The organism is Brevibacterium sp. UBA7493, assembly GCF_002479565.1.
In the GTDB taxonomy this organism is placed as follows: Bacteria; Actinomycetota; Actinomycetes; order Actinomycetales; family Brevibacteriaceae; genus Brevibacterium; species Brevibacterium luteolum.
Genome location: NZ_DLOD01000015.1, coordinates 229,302 through 245,220, shown reverse-complemented (window position 1 = coordinate 245,220; position 15,919 = coordinate 229,302). Strand labels below are relative to the sequence as shown.

Sequence of the window (15,919 nt, the reverse complement as noted above, 5' to 3'; positions counted from 1 at the left end):
GCCGGGAAAGAAGGAGAAGAATCCAATGATCACTTCAACTATTGCCAGGAAGCGGTTCTGGACAGCCGCAGCAGCGGGTGCGGCTCTCTTGCTGACCGCGGGATGCACCGTTGACGAATCAGGGGAAGGCACAGCGACCGAGGGCGAAGTGCCTGAGGTGCAGGAGCAGGAACTCAACCAGGAGCTCCATGACCAGCTTCCCGACGACATCAAGGACGCAGGGTCCATCACTTCAGTGAACACCGGATCTTTCCCTCCCTACACCATCGTCGACGGGGAGAACAACGTGACCGGCGCTAGTGCTGATCTCGCTGAAGCCATGGGCCAGATGCTCGGGATCGAGATCGAACACGAGACTGTCGACGGTCTGGCCAGTGTGCTCACGGGGATGGACGCGGGACGTTACGACCTCAGCATCGGCCCGACTGGGGACTTCCCGGAGCGCCAGGAGCAGGCAACGTTCATCGACTGGGTGCAGGAGTATGTCGTCTTCGCGGTACAGGCAGGCAATCCTCAGGATATCGATGGTCTGGACACCACGTGCGGTAAGAGGATCGCGGTGCAGGCCGGCGGATCTGCTGAAGCGGTCATCAAGGAGCAGTCGTCGACGTGCGAAGACGATGGTGATGATGCCATCGAGGTGCAGTCCTACAAGGATCAGCCGAGCGCGATCCTCTCCGTGCAGTCCGGACGGGCCGATGCATTCTTCTCCTCCCGGGCTCCGCTGACCTACTTTGTCAATGACTCGGACGGCAAGCTCGAGCTGGTAGGCACCGAAGACGACAACGGCTTCGACGACCTCTATCAGGGGATCATGGTGCCGAAGGACTCCGAGATGACCGACATCGTCCTGGCTGTTCTCGAAGAGCTCCACGACAATGGCACCTACGACGCGATCATGGGCAAATGGGATCTTGACGCTAACAAGCTCGATACCCCCGGCATCAATCTGGCGAAGTGATAATGGCTGAGCGCGCTGAGCACCTCGACATCCGCAACGCCAACCGGACGAAGCATCCGTGGCAGATCGTGGGTGCGGTTATCGCATTGACCCTGGCGGCGCAGGTCGTCTACCTCCTCTTCACAACTCCGAATTTCGGGTGGAGTGTCGTAGGAACGTATCTCTTCGAGAAGTCGATCATGCGCGGCTTGGGTATGACATTGCTGCTGACGGTCATCGCAATGACGATCGGCATCGTTCTCGGCGTGATCCTCGCCCTCTGCAGAATGTCTGATAACCCGGTGCTCAAGCCGCTGGCAGCCTTCTACATCTGGTTCTTCCGCGGAACGCCGACGCTCATTCAGCTGATCTTCTTCTACAATCTCTCCGCTCTGTTCCCGGTGTTGGCCGTGGGCGTTCCATTCGGCGGCCCAGTCTTCGCAGAAGCTCCGACCAACCGAATCGTCACGGCGTTTCTCGCGGCAATCCTGTGTCTCGGACTCAACGAAGCCGCACTCATGGCGGAGATCATCCGCGGAGGGCTCCTGTCGGTGAAGAAGGGCCAGAGAGAGGCTGCTGCGGCGATCGGGATGCCACCACTGAGGAGTTTCACTCGGATCGTGCTGCCACAGGCGATGCGCTTTATCATCCCGCCGACAGGCAACCAGGTCATCTCCATGGTCAAGAGCACTGCTTTGGTCAGCGTCATTGCTTTGGCAGATCTGCTCTATTCGGCCCAAGCGATCTACAACCGAAACTTCGAGACCATTCCGCTGCTGATCGTTGCCTGCATCTGGTACCTCGTCGTCACGTCGGTGCTCAACGTCGGCCAGCACTTCATCGAACGACATTATGGCAAATCCGATCTTCCGATCGGCTCGACGAGCTGGGGAGGCCGACTCGGGCGAGTCTTCAGCCGACGGAAAGGAGTGATCGCCGGTGACTGAGAATTCCAAGAAGGGCAGCTCGACACCACCAGTGTTGGAAGCGATCGGCGTAGAGAAGAGCTTCGGCGAAGCGGCTGTGCTCAAGGGGATTGATCTGACCGTTGCCGAAGGAGAATCAGTCGTCATCCTCGGGCCATCCGGGTCGGGAAAATCCACCTTCCTGCGTTGCATCAATCTGTTGGAGCAGCCTGACGGCGGGCGGATCCTGGTTAAGGGTGAGGACGTAGGCTACACGGTCAAACGGGATCGATTGCATCAGCTCCCTCCGCGAGAACTGGCACGGAGGCGCGCCCGAATCGGCATGGTGTTTCAGCAGTTTAACCTGTTCACGCACATGACGGTGTTGGAGAACATCACTGAAGGTCCTGTCGGCGTCCTGGGTCATAAGCGCAGCGCCGCGAACCGGCGTGCTGCGGAGTTGCTTGATCTGGTCGGGCTGGCTGGGCGAGAGAAGGCCTATCCGGAGCAGCTGTCGGGAGGACAGCAGCAACGGGTTGCGATCGCGCGCGCATTGGCGATGGACCCAGCACTCGTGCTCTTCGACGAGCCGACCTCCGCTCTCGACCCCGAACTCGTTGGCGAGGTGCTCTCGACGATGCGCACGCTAGCCGACGGAGGGCTGACGATGGTGGTCGTCACCCATGAGATCTCGTTCGCCAGAGAAGCGGCAGATCGCGTGATCTTCATCGACGGCGGTGTCATCGTTGAGCAGGGGCCACCTGAAGATGTGCTTGATCGCCCCCAGCACGCCAGGACTCGGGAGTTCCTCGCTCGGTTCCTGTGAACTCAGACGTCATCGGCAGAATCACTCTGCTCGTCATGACGGTCGGGGCAGCTTCTGCAGCTGCCCCGACCCTTTCGTATCTGCGCTTCAGATCATCTCCCACGCGTCGGTGAGCACCGAGCGGATGATCTGCTCCATCTCCTCGAAGTCCTCCGGACCGCAGGTCAGCGGCGGGGAGAGCTGGATGACCGGTTCGCCGCGGTCATCGGCGCGGCAGTACAGCCCACGCTCGTACAGTGCGGAGGAGACGAAGCCCTTGAGGACGCGCTCGCACTCCTCAGCGCTGAAGGTCTCCTTCGTCGCCTGATCCTTGACCAGCTCGATGCCGTAGAAATAGCCCTCGCCGCGCACATCGCCGACGATCGGAAGGTCGCGCAGCTTCTCCAGGGTCTTGCGGAACGTCGGTGCGTTCGTGGCGACCCGGGTGTTGAGCTCTTCGCTTTCGAAGATGTCGAGGTTGGCCATCGCGACATGGCAGGCAACAGGGTGACCGCCGAAGGTGTATCCATGGTAGAAAGTCTCTCCGCCCTTGCCGAAGGGCTCGAACAGACGATCCGAGGCGATCATCGCACCCAGCGGCGCATAGCCGGAGGTGATGCCCTTGGCACAGGTGATGATGTCGGGGACGAAGTCGAAGTCGTTGCAGGCGAACATCGAACCGATGCGGCCGAAGGCGCAGATCGTCTCATCGGACACGAGCAGCACGTCGTGCTCATCGCAGATCTCGCGCACCCGCTCGAAGTAACCGGGCGGCGGCGGGAAGCAGCCGCCGGAGTTCTGCACCGGCTCGAGGAACACGGCTGCCACCGAATCGGCGCCCTCGAACTCGATGGCCTCCTCGATGCGGTCGGCGGCCCACTGGCCGAAGGCCTTCTCATCGCCGGCGAAGCGGTCGTCGGCGCGGTAGAAGTTGGTGTTCGGCACCTTGTGGGCACCGGGCACGAGCGGAGCGAACTGATTGCGCAGATCCGGCAGGGAAGTGACGCTCAGCGCGCCGTGCGGAGTGCCGTGGTAGGCGGTGGCACGGGAGATGACCTTGTGCTTGCCAGGCTTGCCGGTGAGCCGGAAGTAGTTCTTCGCCAGCTTGAGCGCTGACTCAACCGAGTCGCCGCCGCCGGAGGTGAGGAACACGCGGTTGAGGTCACCCGGGGCGTAGCCGGCCAGGCGCTCGGAGAGCTGGATGGCCGGTTCGTGGGTGTAGGACCACAGCGGGAAGAAGCCGAGCTTCTTCGTCTGGTCGTAGGCGGCCTGGGCGAGTTCCTCACGGCCATGGCCGACTTGGACGACGAACAGGCCGGCAAGCCCGTCAATGAGCTTTCTGCCGGTATCGTCGAAGATGTGGTGGCCCTCGCCGTGGGTGATGACCGGGGTGCGGCCGCCCTCGAAGAGGTGCTTGTGATTGGCCATGTGCATCCACACGTGATCGCGGATGCCGGTTTGAAGGTTGTGCTGTTCCACGTGGTTCTCCACTTCCTAGCGTGTGCCCCAGTTGTACTTCTGGTCCCAGAGCTTGAGGTACATCATCGTCTCGGTTGATTCGACATGCTCGATCGAGCGCAGCTGCCGCAGCAGGCCCAGCAGCTCATCGTCATCAGCGCAGACGACTTCGATGAGGATGTCGTAGACCCCGGCGGTCACGACGGTGTAGTCGACCTGCGGGAGCTGGCTGAGGATCTCGGCGGTCTCAGTGATGTCTCCGCTGACCTTCACCCCGATCATCGCCTGCCGGTTGAAGCCCAGCTGCAGGGGAGAGGTGACGGCCACGATCTGCATGACCCCGGCGGCGGTGAGCTTGGAAACCCGCTGGCGCACGGCCGCCTCGGACATACCGATGTCGCGGCCGATCTCTGCGTAGCTGCGCCTGCCATCCTGCTGGAGGGCCTCGATGATCGCCTTCGACTTGGCATCGAGCTCCGTATCCGGCGCAGAGGTCTCACCGGCCATGACGCCTCCTTCAGAACTCACCGTAACAATGTAATCAGTGGTTTTGACCATATCTGATTACGAAAACAGTTTGCAAGAGAGAGTGAATTTACGAAATCAGTAGACAACGCGAGGTGGTCTCGTTACCCTGGTGAAACGCTGATGTGCCTCGCCTCACACCACGGCACCACCTGTGCCGGGGCAGGACCCCACGTTCAGCACCACCGACACGGAGGTTCGAAGACCCATGCACGTCATCAACGGGCAGCGCACCCCCGGCACAGGACCGGAGTTCGTCCGCCGCTCGCCGGCCACCGGCGCAGAAGTCGCCCGCTACCGCCTGGCCAGCCCCGCCGACGTCGACACCGCCGTCACCGCGGCAGCCGAGGCCTTCCCCGGCTGGAAGAACACCACGCCCGGAGAGCGCTCCGATCTGCTCTTCGCCCTCGCCGAGGGACTCGACGCCCGGGCGAGCGAACTTGCTGAGCTCGAATCAGCCCAGACCGGCAAATCGATCCGCCTGGCCACCGAGTTCGATGTGCCCGGCAGCATCGACAACGCCCGCTTCTTCGCCGGCGCCGCCCGCCAGCTCACCGGACTGGCCGCAGGCTCCTACTGGCCGAACTCCACGTCGATGACCCGGCGGGAGCCGATCGGCGTCATCGGCTCGATCGCCCCGTGGAACTACCCGCTGCAGATGGCGGCCTGGAAGATCTTCCCCGCCGTGGCCGCCGGCAACACGATCGTGCTCAAGACCTCAGAGCTGACACCGGGCACCTCGCTCATCCTCGCCGAGGTCGCCGCCGAGGTCGGCTTCCCGCCCGGCGTCATCAACGTCATCGCAGGCGACGGCCAGACCGCTGGTGAGGCGCTCGTGCGCGACGCGCGAGTCGTCATGACCTCCTTCACCGGCTCGACCGCGGTCGGCCGGAAGGTCATGGAGATGTGCGCGGCCAAGGGCGCGCGCGTCCACCTCGAACTCGGCGGCAAGGCCCCGTTCGTCGTCTTCGACGACGCCGATGTCGAAGCCGCAGCCCGCGGCGCAGTCGCCGGCTCCCTCATCAACGGCGGCCAGGACTGCACCGCCGCCACCCGCGCGATCGTCCACCGCAGCATCTTCGAGGACTTCTGCACGCGCGTCACCGAGCTCATGAACGGCGTCGTCATCGGCGATCCCGCCGATGCGGCCACCGACCTCGGCTCTCTCATCAGCGCCGAACACCGCGACCGGGTCGCCGGCTTCGTTGAGCGCGCCCGCGCCTCCGGCGCGCAGATCCGGTGCGGTGGTGCGATCCCGGCGACTGGCACCTCGGGAACGGACACCACGGGCACGCAGGACAGCGCCTACTACGCCCCGACCCTCATCACCGGCATCAATACCGACGCCGAGGTGTGGCGCGAGGAGATCTTCGGTCCCGTGCTCGTCGCCATGCCTTTCGACGACGATGACGAGGCGATCGCACTGGCCAACGACACCGTCTACGGGCTGGCCGCCAGCGCCTGGACGACCACGACCCGCCGGGCGCTGCGCGCGGCAGCCGAGATCGAGGCCGGCTGCGTGTGGATCAACGAGCACATCCCGATCATCTCCGAGATGCCGCACGGCGGATACAAGGCCTCTGGCTTCGGCAAGGACATGTCGCAGTACTCGTTCGAAGAGTACACGCAGGTCAAGCACGTCCTCATCGACGAAAGCCCCGACGCCCACCGCGAATGGCAGGACATCATCTTCACCACCGACAAGGAGCGGGCATGAGTGCGCACACCGAGACCACCGCCGCACAGCCTCCCGGCACCAGGGCCGGCACCGCGGGCACCCGCCACAGCGGCGAGAGCCCCGGGCAGCTGGAGATCCGCGGGGTCACCAAGCGCTTCGGCAGCCACACCGCCCTGAGCGAACTCGACCTCACCGTCGAGGCTGGAGAGTTCCTGTCCCTGCTCGGGCCCTCTGGCTGCGGCAAGACGACACTGCTGGGCATGATCGCAGGTTTCGAAGAGCCGACCACCGGGCACATCCTGCTGTCTGACCAGGATCTCGTCGGCGTGCCGGCCCACCGCCGGCCGGTCAACACCGTCTTCCAGTCATATGCGCTTTTCCCGCACATGAGCGTGTCCGACAACGTCGCCTACGGGCTCAAGCAGAAGCGGGTGCCCAAGGCCGAGATCCGCGAACGCGTCATCGAGGCGCTGCGGCTTGTGCAGATGGACGGGTTCGCCGACCGCAAGCCCGACCAGCTCTCCGGCGGCCAGCAGCAGCGCGTCGCGCTTGCCCGGGCACTGGTCAACCGGCCGCAGGTCCTGCTGCTCGATGAGCCGATGTCGGCACTCGATCGCAAGCTGCGCGAGGAGATGCAGATCGAGCTCAAGCGACTGCACGCCGAACTCGGCATGACCTTCGTGTTCGTCACCCACGACCAGGAAGAAGCCCTGGCGATGAGCGACCGGATCGTCGTGCTCAACGCCGGCAAGATCCAGCAGGTCGGCACCGCCGAGGAGATCTACTCGCGGCCGGCCAACCGGTTCGTCGCAGGCTTCATCGGCAAGCAGAACTTCGTCGCCGCCACCGTCGAGGGCCGCGACGGCGACTCCGTGCTGCTGCGCACCGCCCGCTCCCTTATCACCGTGCCGGCCGCAGCACTGCCGGCCGGCATCCGGAACGGCAGCCGGGTCGAGGCGGCGGTCCGCCCGGAGGTCATCACCGTCACCTCAGCCTCGGGCACGGGTGCCGCTCCCGAGGCGGGGGCCGGTTCCGAGCCAGCCGCCGGCGGGCAGCTGACCGACGCAGTCGACGGCGAGGTCGTCGGGGTGTCCTTCCTCGGCGACGTCGTGCAGTACATCGTCAGGCTGCGCGACGGCCATGAAGTCCTCGCCCGCGTCCCGGCCCTTGAGAGCGACCACCTCGGGCCCGGCGCCCGGGTGCGGCTGTCATGGGGACGCAACCAGGCGCAGGTGTTCTGCGATGGCTGAACGCAATCACCGGGTGCGCTTCCTCGCACCCCGCTCCGAGGCCCCGCGCATCCGCCGGCAGCTGCTGACCACTGCCGGGCCGAGCCGGCGGGCCTTCCTCACCGGTGTGGGACTGGCCGGGCTGGCCGGGCTCAGCGCCTGCGGGCAGACCGGCCGGATGGCCAGCTCCCCGCCTGCCGACGGCGAGATCGAGGCGAAGCTCAACCTGTACTCATGGGGCGACTACGACGACCCCGAGATCATCAGCGAATTCAGCGACACCGCCGGCGTGCGCGTGCAGGTCGACTCCTACGGCTCGAACGACGAGCTGATGGCCAAACTCGCCGGCACCCGCGGCACCTCCGGCTACGACATCGTCGTGCCGACCGGCTCACGGGTGCAGCAGATGATCGAACACGACCTCATCCAGCCGCTGGACCTTGAGCGGATCCCGAACTTTAGGAACATGGATCCGAACTTCATCCACCAGGAGTTCGACCCGGAGAACCGGTACTCGATCTGCAAGGCCTGGGGCACCACCGGCTACGTCTACGACCGCACCGTCATCGACCGGGAGCTGACCAGCTGGCAGGACTTCATCGACGCCGCCGGCAAGGAGGCCTCCGGCTCGACCGCGATCCTCGAAGACCCCTGGGAGCTCACCGCGATCGCCCTCGCCTCGATGGGCGAGGACGTCAACACCGTCGACGAGGCGATCCTGGAGAAAGCCAACACGATCGTCGTCGACGACATCGCCCCGCATGTGCGCGCCTATATGGGCAACGCCGCCCAGGGCATGACCCAGGGCGGGCTGAGCCTGCTGCACGCCTTCAACGGCGACGCCCGGCAGGGACTGCTCGAATCCGATGACCCGGACCGCTGGCAGTTCGTCTTCCCGACCCCGGTCGCCAACCTGTGGATGGACAACTGGTGCCTGGCCACCGGCGCCCCGCACCCGGATGCCGCCTACGCCTTCATCAACCACATGATCAGCCCTGACGCCGCGCTGCGCAACGTCGACTACATCGGCTACCACGTCGGCACCCAGGGCCTGAAGGAGGAAGCCGCCGACTTCGACTTCCCCGACATCATCTTCCCCGAACAGGAGATCCTCGACCGGCTCGTGCCCTCCGAAGAAGGGGCCGGCATCCAGCCGCGGGTTGAGATCTACACCGCCGCACAGACGAGGAGTTCAGCATGAAGCGCTTCGCCGCCCGCATCCTCGGCCCCGGAGCGCTCGCGTTCCCCACCTGGGCCTACGTCGTGTTCTTCTTCGTCATCCCCGTCGCCCTCGTACTCTGGTACAGCTTCGGGTACAAGCCCGACGAATTCACCACCGTGTCGATGGAGCAGCTGAGCTTCGACCGCTACTCCGAAGCCTTGACCTCCTCATCCCTGGCGACGTTCCTCGCCACTTTGCGGATCTCGATCGTCGGCACCATCATCTGCCTGCTCATCTCCATCCCGTTCGCCTACTGGCTGGCCGTCAAAGTCCGGCCCGAACGGCGCGGACTGCTGCTGGCGCTGGTGATGGTGCCGTTCTGGACGAACTTCCTCGTGCGCACCCTCGGCTGGCAGATCATGCTCTCCAACGAGGGCTTCGTCTCCAAGACCCTCCAGGCCATCGGCTTATCCGACGGAGGCCTCGACATCCTCTACACCCGCACCGCCGTGCAGATCGGCGTGGTCTACAACTACCTGCCGCTCATGATCCTGCCGCTGTTCGTGGCCATGGACGCAGCCGGACGGCACCTGCGCGAAGCCAGCTACGACCTCGGCGCCGGACCCTGGAAGACCTTCTTCACCGTCACCCTGCCGCTGGCCATGCCCGGCGTGGTCTCCGGCTGCCTGCTCGTGTTCATCCCGCTCAACGGCGACTACGTCACCGCCACCGTGCTCGGCGGAGCGAGCGGCTCGATGGCCGGCCAGCTTATCGCCAACCAGTTCAACACCGCCCAGAACTGGGCACTCGGCGCGGCGATGGCCGTCATCCTCATGCTCGCCACCCTTATCGTCGTCGCGCTCGGCGGGCTGCTGCTGTGGGGGCTGCGCTCACTGATGGAGAGGCTGAACTCGGTGCGCATCACCCCGCCCGAGCCGGCCGTGAGCGAAGGGAGCCGCGCATGAGACGTCAGGCCCGCGACCTCGGGTTCACCCTGTGGGGTGTGCTCGTCTTCATCTACCTCTTCGCCCCGATCGCCGTCATCGTCGCCTACTCCTTCAACACCGGGCGCATCCTCGCCTCCTGGCAGGGATTCGGCTTCGACGCCTACATCTCGGGCATCAACAACGACGTCATCGTCTCCTCGGTCATCACCAGCCTGCAGGCCGCCGTCGGCTCTGCGCTGCTGGCCACCGTGCTCGGCACCCTCGGCGGCATCGCGCTCGCCCGCGCCAGGCTCGGCACCTGGTGGGCCCTCGGCCTGACCGGACTGCTCGCCACGACACTCGTGACTCCGGAGATCGTCGACGGCATCTCGTTCCTGCCGTGGTTCGTCACCCTCGGCGTGGACGCGGACCTCACCTGGTTCAACAACGGGCTTGTGCGCCTCATCGTGTCCCATGCGATGTTCTCCGTGGCCGTCGTGACCTTCATCGTCCGCGCCCGCATGGCCGGCGTCGACACCTCCCTGCAGGAGGCCAGCGCCGACCTCGGGGCGACCCCGTGGACGACCTTCCGCCGGGTCACCCTGCCGATCGCCGCCCCCGGCGTGATGGCCGGTGCGCTCATGTCGTTCACCCTCAGCCTCGACAACACGATCCTCTCCAGCTTCGTCCAGCAGCCCGGCTACACGCCCTGGCCGGTCTACATCTTCTCCGCCGTGCGCGTGGCGCTGCGCCCAGAGGTCGCCGCGATCTCGACGGTGATGCTGCTGCTGACCCTCATCGCCCTCGCACTTGTCGGCCTCGTGCTGCGCCGCTCGGGCGAATCATCCACCGACATCGTCAAAACCATCGTGAGGTAGCCATGTCCATCACCCCTGAGATGATCTCCTCGAGCCTCGCCGGCGTCTCGCACGTCCCATACTGGCTCGATGACCCCGCCAGGCCCGAGGCGGGCCCCGCCCTAGTCGGAGACCGCACCTGCGATCTCGCCGTCGTCGGCGGCGGGTTCACCGGTCTGTGGACGGCCCTGCAGGCCAAGGAGCGCGACCCCGGTCGGCACGTCGTGTTGCTGGAAGGCGGCCGTATCGGCTGGGCCGCCTCCGGGCGCAACGGCGGGTTCTGCGAAGCCAGCCTCACCCATGGCCACGAGAACGGCGTCAAGCACCTGCCGGAGGAGAACGACGAGCTCAGCCGGCTCGGCTACGAGAACCTCGACGCGATCGAAGACGCTGTCGCCCGCTACGGGCTCGACTGCGACTTCGAGCGCACCGGGCTCATCCAGATCGCCACCGAGGACTACCAGATCCCCAGCCTGCGTCAGGCGCACAATCCGGAAGAAGGCGAGGTCTACCTCGACGGCGAGGAGCTGCGCGAGCGCATCGACTCCCCGACCTATCTGGGCGGGCTGCGGCTTGATCGGGAGTGCGCGATCATCAACCCGGCCAGACTGTGCTGGGAGCTGCTGCGCGTCTGCCGTGAGCTCGGCGTCGAAGTGTACGAGAACACCATCGTGCGCAGGCTCACCGACAGCGGGGACACCGTCACGCTGACCACTGACGCCGGCACACTCACCGCCGGGCGCGCAGCACTCGGCACGAACGCGTTCCCCGCACTGCTCAAGCGGGTCAAATGGCACACCGCACCGGTATACGACTACGCACTCATGACCGAACCGCTCAGCGATGAGCAGTGGTCGGCGATCGGCTGGAACGGCAGGGAGGGCCTGGCCGACTCGGCCAACCGGTTCCACTACTACCGGCGCACCGTCGACGGCCGGATCCTGTTCGGCGGCTGGGACGCCGTCTACTACTACGGCCGGCGCGTCTCCAGCAGGTTCGACACCCGGCAGGAGACCTTCGAAACTCTCGCCCGGCACTTCTTCGAGACCTTCCCGCAGGCCACCGGCATCCGCTTCACCCACGCCTGGGGCGGGGCGATCGACACCTGCACCCGGTTCTTCTCCTTCTTCGACACCGCCTACGCCGGCAAGGTCGCCTACGCCGCCGGGTTCACCGGCCTCGGCGTCGGGGCCTCCCGGTTCGCCGGCACCGTCATGCTCGATCTGCTCGAAGGCGCGCCGACGGAGCTGACCGAACTGGAGATGGTGAAGAAGAAGCCGCTGCCGTTCCCACCTGAGCCGTTCATGTGGGCCGGAGCGAAGATGACGACCCGCGCGCTCATCAAGTCCGACGAGAACGAAGGCAGGCGCGGCCCGCTGCTCAAGACGCTCGACGCATTCGGGGTCGGCTTTGACTCATAGCATCCGCCGCGACTGGGTCGGCCACGGCGGGGTCCGCCGCGGCTGGGTCCGCCGGGACTGTGCTGGCTGCCAGGTTCTCCTGAGAGAGTAGGACTATGGCAGTCTTCACGAGTTCGCTGGTCGTTCCGCATCCTCTGCACACCGTCTTCGATTGGCATCGACGGCCCGGGGCGCTGACCCGGCTGAGCCCGGAATGGGCGATGCAGATCGAACAGGAGGCCGAGCCCCTGACGCCGGGCTCGCAGGCGTCGATGAAGATCACCCTGCCCGGCACGCACGGGCTCGTGCGCACCCCCTTCTCCGTCGAACACGCCGCCGGGCCGAGTGAGCACTCCTTCATCGACCGGCAGGTGCGGGGTCCGCTGAGCTCCTGGGAGCACACCCACACCTTCACCGAGGTGACCGGCGCTGAATCCGTCGGCTCGGCCTTCACCCGGATCGACGACCACATCGACTACAGCTTCGCTCCCGGCATCCTGCCCGGCGCGACCGAGATCGACGCGGCCGCGATGGAACCGACGCTGCGGGCGATCCTCAACGCCCGCAGCGAACGGCTGCTCGCCGATCTCGCCTACCAGGATGAGCTCACCGCGATCGGCGGGCCGGAGCGGAAGAAGGTCCTCATTGCTGGTGCCTCAGGCACCGTCGGCTCACACGTCGCCGCCCTCCTGTCGACCGGTGGACACGAGGTGCGCACACTGGTGCGCGACACCCCGTGGAAGGACTCCGAGGTCAAATGGAACCCCGACCTCGGCATCCTCGACCCCAACGCACTCGCCTGGGCCGATGTCGTCATCCACCTAGGCGGCGCGACCATCGGCACCCGCTTCTCACCGGCGGCCAAGGATCGGATCATGCGCTCGCGGCGCGATTCGACGAAGCTCATCGTGCTCACCATGGAGCAGCTGTCGGAGACCCGCCGACCCGAGGCGTTCATCTGCGCCTCGGCGATCGGCTACTACGGCTACGACCGCGGCGACGAAGAGCTCAACGAAGACGCCGGTTCCGGCGGCGGGTTCCTCGCCGAGGTGTGCCGCGCCTGGGAAGAAGAGGCTGCGAAGGCCGAAGCGCTCGGCGTGCGCTGGGTGTCGGTGCGCACCGCCCAGGTGCTCACCGCCCTGTCAGGACCGCTGCGCCTGCAGCTGCCGCTGTACCTCTCCGGCCTCGGCGGGCGGATCGGCACCGGCCAGCAGTGGATGTCGTGGATCTCGCTCGACGACATCGCCCGCATCTACGCCCGTGCCGCCGTCGACCCGACCATGAGCGGGCCGGTCAACGCCGCGGCCCCACAGCCGGTGCGCCAGGCCGAGTTCGCTCAGGCGCTCGCCGGGCTGGCCTCGATGCCGGCATTCGTGCAGACCCCGCGCCTGGGTCCCGAGATGCTGCTGGGCAAGCAGGCGGCCCAGGAACTCGTGCTCGCCGACCAGCGGGTGGTGCCCACCCGGCTCGGCGAGCTCGGCTACCGGTTCCGGTACCCGGAGATCCGGCAGGCGATGGCCGACGCCCTCGGCTTCCCCGACACCGATCACACCGGCACTTGACTCGACCACCTTCAGCCCATTTCACCCGACCCTGACAGATCCACGCGCCCACCACCTCGGGCGCGGCCGAACCGAAAGGACACCCCATGAGCAGCGCAGGATACCGCGTGCAGAACCCCGCCTCCGGCGAGATCGTCGAGACCTTCGACACCGCCAGCCAGGCCGACGTCGACACCGCCCTCGACCGCGCCCACACCGCCTACCAGTCGTGGCGGGAGATGCCGATCGAGGAGCGCGGGAAAATCGTCAAGCGCGTTGCCGAGCTCTTCACCGAGCGCAAGGACGAGCTCGCCCAGATCATCGCCGACGAGATGGGCAAGCCGTTGCCCGAAGGGGTTGAGGAAGCCGAATACTGCACCGACATCTTCAACTACTTCGCCGACAACGGTCCCACGCTGGCCGCTGACCAGGAGATCCCGACCTTCTCCGAGGGCAAGGCCTACGTCGAACGCCGCCCGATCGGTGTGCTGCTGGGCATCATGCCCTGGAACTTCCCCTACTACCAGGTCGCCCGCTTCGCCGCCCCGAACTTCATGCTCGGCAACACCATCATCCTCAAACACGCCGAGATCTGCCCGCGCTCAGCCCAGGCGATCCAGCAGATCATGGACGACGCTGGCGTGCCGGCAGGCGTGTACAACAACCTCTTCGCCAGCCACGACCAGATCGCAGAGATCATCGCCGACCCGCGCGTGCAGGGCGTCTCGCTGACCGGCTCCGAACGGGCCGGCTCCGTCGTCGGTGCGCTGGCCGGCAAGCACCTGAAGAAGGCCGTGCTCGAACTCGGCGGTTCCGACCCGTACGTCATCCTCGACACCGATGACGTCAAGGAAGCGGCGAAGACCGCCTGGGAGACCCGGATGTACAACACCGGCCAGGCCTGCAACTCGAACAAGCGGATGATCGTCATGGACGACATCTACGACGAGTTCGTCTCCGAGCTCACGAGCCTCGCTGAGGGCATGAGACCCGGCGGGCCGGGCGATGACTACGAGACAACCTACACGCCGCTGTCGTCGAAGGAGGCCGCTGATCGGCTCGATGCGCAGGTCCAGCAGGCCGTCAAGGACGGCGCGACGCTGCGCGCCGGCGGCACGCGCGGCGACGGCGCCTACTACGCACCGACCGTCATCACCGATGTCACCAGCGACATGGAGGCCTACCGCGAGGAGCTCTTCGGACCCGTCGCCGTCGTGTACAAGGTGTCCTCTGATGAGGAGGCGCTCACGCTGGCCAACCATACCGACTTCGGGCTCGGCGGCGCGGTGTTCTCCAAGGACAAGGCCCGGGCGGAGAAGATCGCCCAGCAGCTCGACGTCGGCATGTCGAACGTCAACACCCCAGCCGGGGAGGGCGCCGAGGTGCCCTTCGGCGGCGTCAAGCGCTCCGGCTTCGGCCGCGAACTCGGCCCGCTGGGCATGGACGAGTTCGTCAACAAGCGCATGTATTACGTCGCCGACTGATCTCTGCGGCACAGCGCTGAGCTGAACTGCCAGCGGGGCTCCCCTTCATCTGGAGGAGAGCCCCGTCTGCGCCTGCCGGCCGGCTGACGTCAGAAGGGTGCCCACGACCTGCCGATGAATGCTGCCCCGGGCGCTACTGTGGAGACATGTCACTGCGGATCCTCGTCATCGAACACGAAGCCGGCACGGATGCCCGGCGCTTCGGCGACTGGCTCGAACGCGCAGGTGCCGAGCTCATCGTCGCCCGCCCCTACCTCGGGTCCGAACATGCCGACCCCGGGTCCGAACATGGCGACCCCGGCCCGCCGCTGCCTGCCGATGCCGCTGCGCTGTGCGCCGCCTACGACGCCCTCATCGTCCTCGGCGGAGCCGCCGGCCCGCTCGATGATGAGGACAACCCGTGGTTCCCGCATGTGCGCAGCCTGCTCGCTGCCTCAGCCGAGGGTGCATTCCCCAGCTTCAACATCTGCTTAGGCGGCGAGCTGCTCGCCGCAGCCACCGGCGGGCAGCTGCGCCGCCGCCGCGTCCCGCAGGTCGGGGCGTACATCGTCGCCGCCCGGCCCGAAGCCGCAGGCGACCCGGTCTTCTCAGCGATGCCCGCCTCGGCGCCTGCGGTGCTGTGGCACCAGGAGGAGATGGGCCTGCCGCCGGGCGCGGTCCACCTCGTCGACGGCACCGACGCACCTGTGCAGGCGTTCCGGATCGGTCAGGCGTGGGGCACCCAGTTCCATCCCGAGACCACAGCAGAGCAGGCGCGGGGGTGGGGAGCCGATGTGTCGATGCCGGTGTGGTGCGGCAGGGAACGCGAGCAGGTGCTTGCGGAGATCGCGAACGCCGAGCCCGAGGTGGAGGCCGCAATGGCTCCGCTGGCGGCGGCGTTCGTCGACTATCTGCGCAGGTGATCACCGCTGCGCAGCCGATGACGGCGGTGCTGCCGCAGCGGTGGAACGGCGGGGGTGACGGGTCCAGCGGAACGCCGCAGATGAACCCGGCCAGTCCTGAAACTGCC

14 protein-coding genes are annotated in these 15,919 nt (G+C 66.3%); 12 read left to right on the top strand and 2 right to left on the bottom strand.

Annotated elements, in window-relative coordinates; translation table 11 throughout:
• Window positions 1-25 precede the first annotated feature (25 nt).
• The 3 genes from B4E96_RS09945 to B4E96_RS09935 are packed head-to-tail and all read left to right on the top strand — an operon-like array spanning window position 26 to window position 2,671.
• A complete protein-coding gene (locus B4E96_RS09945; protein ID WP_286957420.1) occupies window positions 26-961 on the top strand; it encodes an ABC transporter substrate-binding protein in 936 nt (311 codons plus the stop codon).
• 2 nt (window positions 962-963) lie between these two features.
• A complete protein-coding gene (locus B4E96_RS09940) occupies window positions 964-1,887 on the top strand; it encodes an amino acid ABC transporter permease (protein WP_286957419.1) in 924 nt (307 codons plus the stop codon).
• Window positions 1,880-2,671, top strand: coding sequence for an amino acid ABC transporter ATP-binding protein (locus B4E96_RS09935; protein ID WP_286957418.1), 792 nt, complete (start codon window positions 1,880-1,882; stop codon window positions 2,669-2,671). Before B4E96_RS09940 ends, B4E96_RS09935 begins: the two co-directional genes overlap by 8 nt.
• Before the next feature lie 87 nt (window positions 2,672-2,758).
• On the opposite strand, the gene B4E96_RS09930 is transcribed toward B4E96_RS09935, so the two are convergent.
• Window positions 2,759-4,129, bottom strand: a complete 1,371-nt coding sequence (locus B4E96_RS09930) for an aspartate aminotransferase family protein (RefSeq protein ID WP_414632691.1) — start codon at window positions 4,127-4,129, stop codon at window positions 2,759-2,761.
• A 15-nt stretch (window positions 4,130-4,144) separates the two neighbouring features.
• Window positions 4,145-4,615: an Lrp/AsnC family transcriptional regulator gene (locus tag B4E96_RS09925; RefSeq protein ID WP_217007433.1), complete on the bottom strand. Its 471-nt coding sequence runs from the start codon at window positions 4,613-4,615 to the stop codon at window positions 4,145-4,147.
• A 226-nt stretch (window positions 4,616-4,841) separates the two neighbouring features.
• Between B4E96_RS09925 and B4E96_RS09920 the strand changes: the two genes are divergently transcribed.
• From B4E96_RS09920 to B4E96_RS09880, 9 genes are all read left to right on the top strand, one after another.
• Window positions 4,842-6,350, top strand: coding sequence for a gamma-aminobutyraldehyde dehydrogenase (locus B4E96_RS09920; protein ID WP_286957417.1), 1,509 nt, complete (start codon window positions 4,842-4,844; stop codon window positions 6,348-6,350).
• Window positions 6,347-7,561: an ABC transporter ATP-binding protein gene (locus B4E96_RS09915; RefSeq protein WP_286957416.1), complete on the top strand. Its 1,215-nt coding sequence runs from the start codon at window positions 6,347-6,349 to the stop codon at window positions 7,559-7,561. The genes B4E96_RS09920 and B4E96_RS09915 overlap by 4 nt, the downstream gene beginning before the upstream one ends.
• Window positions 7,554-8,741, top strand: a complete 1,188-nt coding sequence (locus tag B4E96_RS09910; RefSeq protein ID WP_286957414.1) for a polyamine ABC transporter substrate-binding protein — start codon at window positions 7,554-7,556, stop codon at window positions 8,739-8,741. Before B4E96_RS09915 ends, B4E96_RS09910 begins: the two co-directional genes overlap by 8 nt.
• The gene (locus B4E96_RS09905) at window positions 8,738-9,667 is read left to right on the top strand and encodes an ABC transporter permease (protein WP_170273855.1); all 930 of its coding nucleotides are present in this window, start codon (window positions 8,738-8,740) and stop codon (window positions 9,665-9,667) included. Before B4E96_RS09910 ends, B4E96_RS09905 begins: the two co-directional genes overlap by 4 nt.
• On the top strand, window positions 9,664-10,506 hold the full coding sequence (locus B4E96_RS09900; protein WP_170273856.1) for an ABC transporter permease: 843 nt from the start codon (window positions 9,664-9,666) through the stop codon (window positions 10,504-10,506). Before B4E96_RS09905 ends, B4E96_RS09900 begins: the two co-directional genes overlap by 4 nt.
• A 2-nt stretch (window positions 10,507-10,508) precedes the next feature.
• Window positions 10,509-11,906, top strand: coding sequence for an NAD(P)/FAD-dependent oxidoreductase (locus B4E96_RS09895; RefSeq protein WP_259857037.1), 1,398 nt, complete (start codon window positions 10,509-10,511; stop codon window positions 11,904-11,906).
• A 95-nt stretch (window positions 11,907-12,001) separates the two neighbouring features.
• A complete protein-coding gene (locus tag B4E96_RS09890; RefSeq protein WP_286957412.1) occupies window positions 12,002-13,447 on the top strand; it encodes a TIGR01777 family oxidoreductase in 1,446 nt (481 codons plus the stop codon).
• 86 nt (window positions 13,448-13,533) lie between these two features.
• Window positions 13,534-14,910, top strand: a complete 1,377-nt coding sequence (locus B4E96_RS09885; protein WP_286957411.1) for an NAD-dependent succinate-semialdehyde dehydrogenase — start codon at window positions 13,534-13,536, stop codon at window positions 14,908-14,910.
• 146 nt (window positions 14,911-15,056) lie between these two features.
• The gene (locus tag B4E96_RS09880; protein WP_286957410.1) at window positions 15,057-15,812 is read left to right on the top strand and encodes a type 1 glutamine amidotransferase; all 756 of its coding nucleotides are present in this window, start codon (window positions 15,057-15,059) and stop codon (window positions 15,810-15,812) included.
• The last annotated feature ends 107 nt before the right edge of the window (window positions 15,813-15,919 follow it).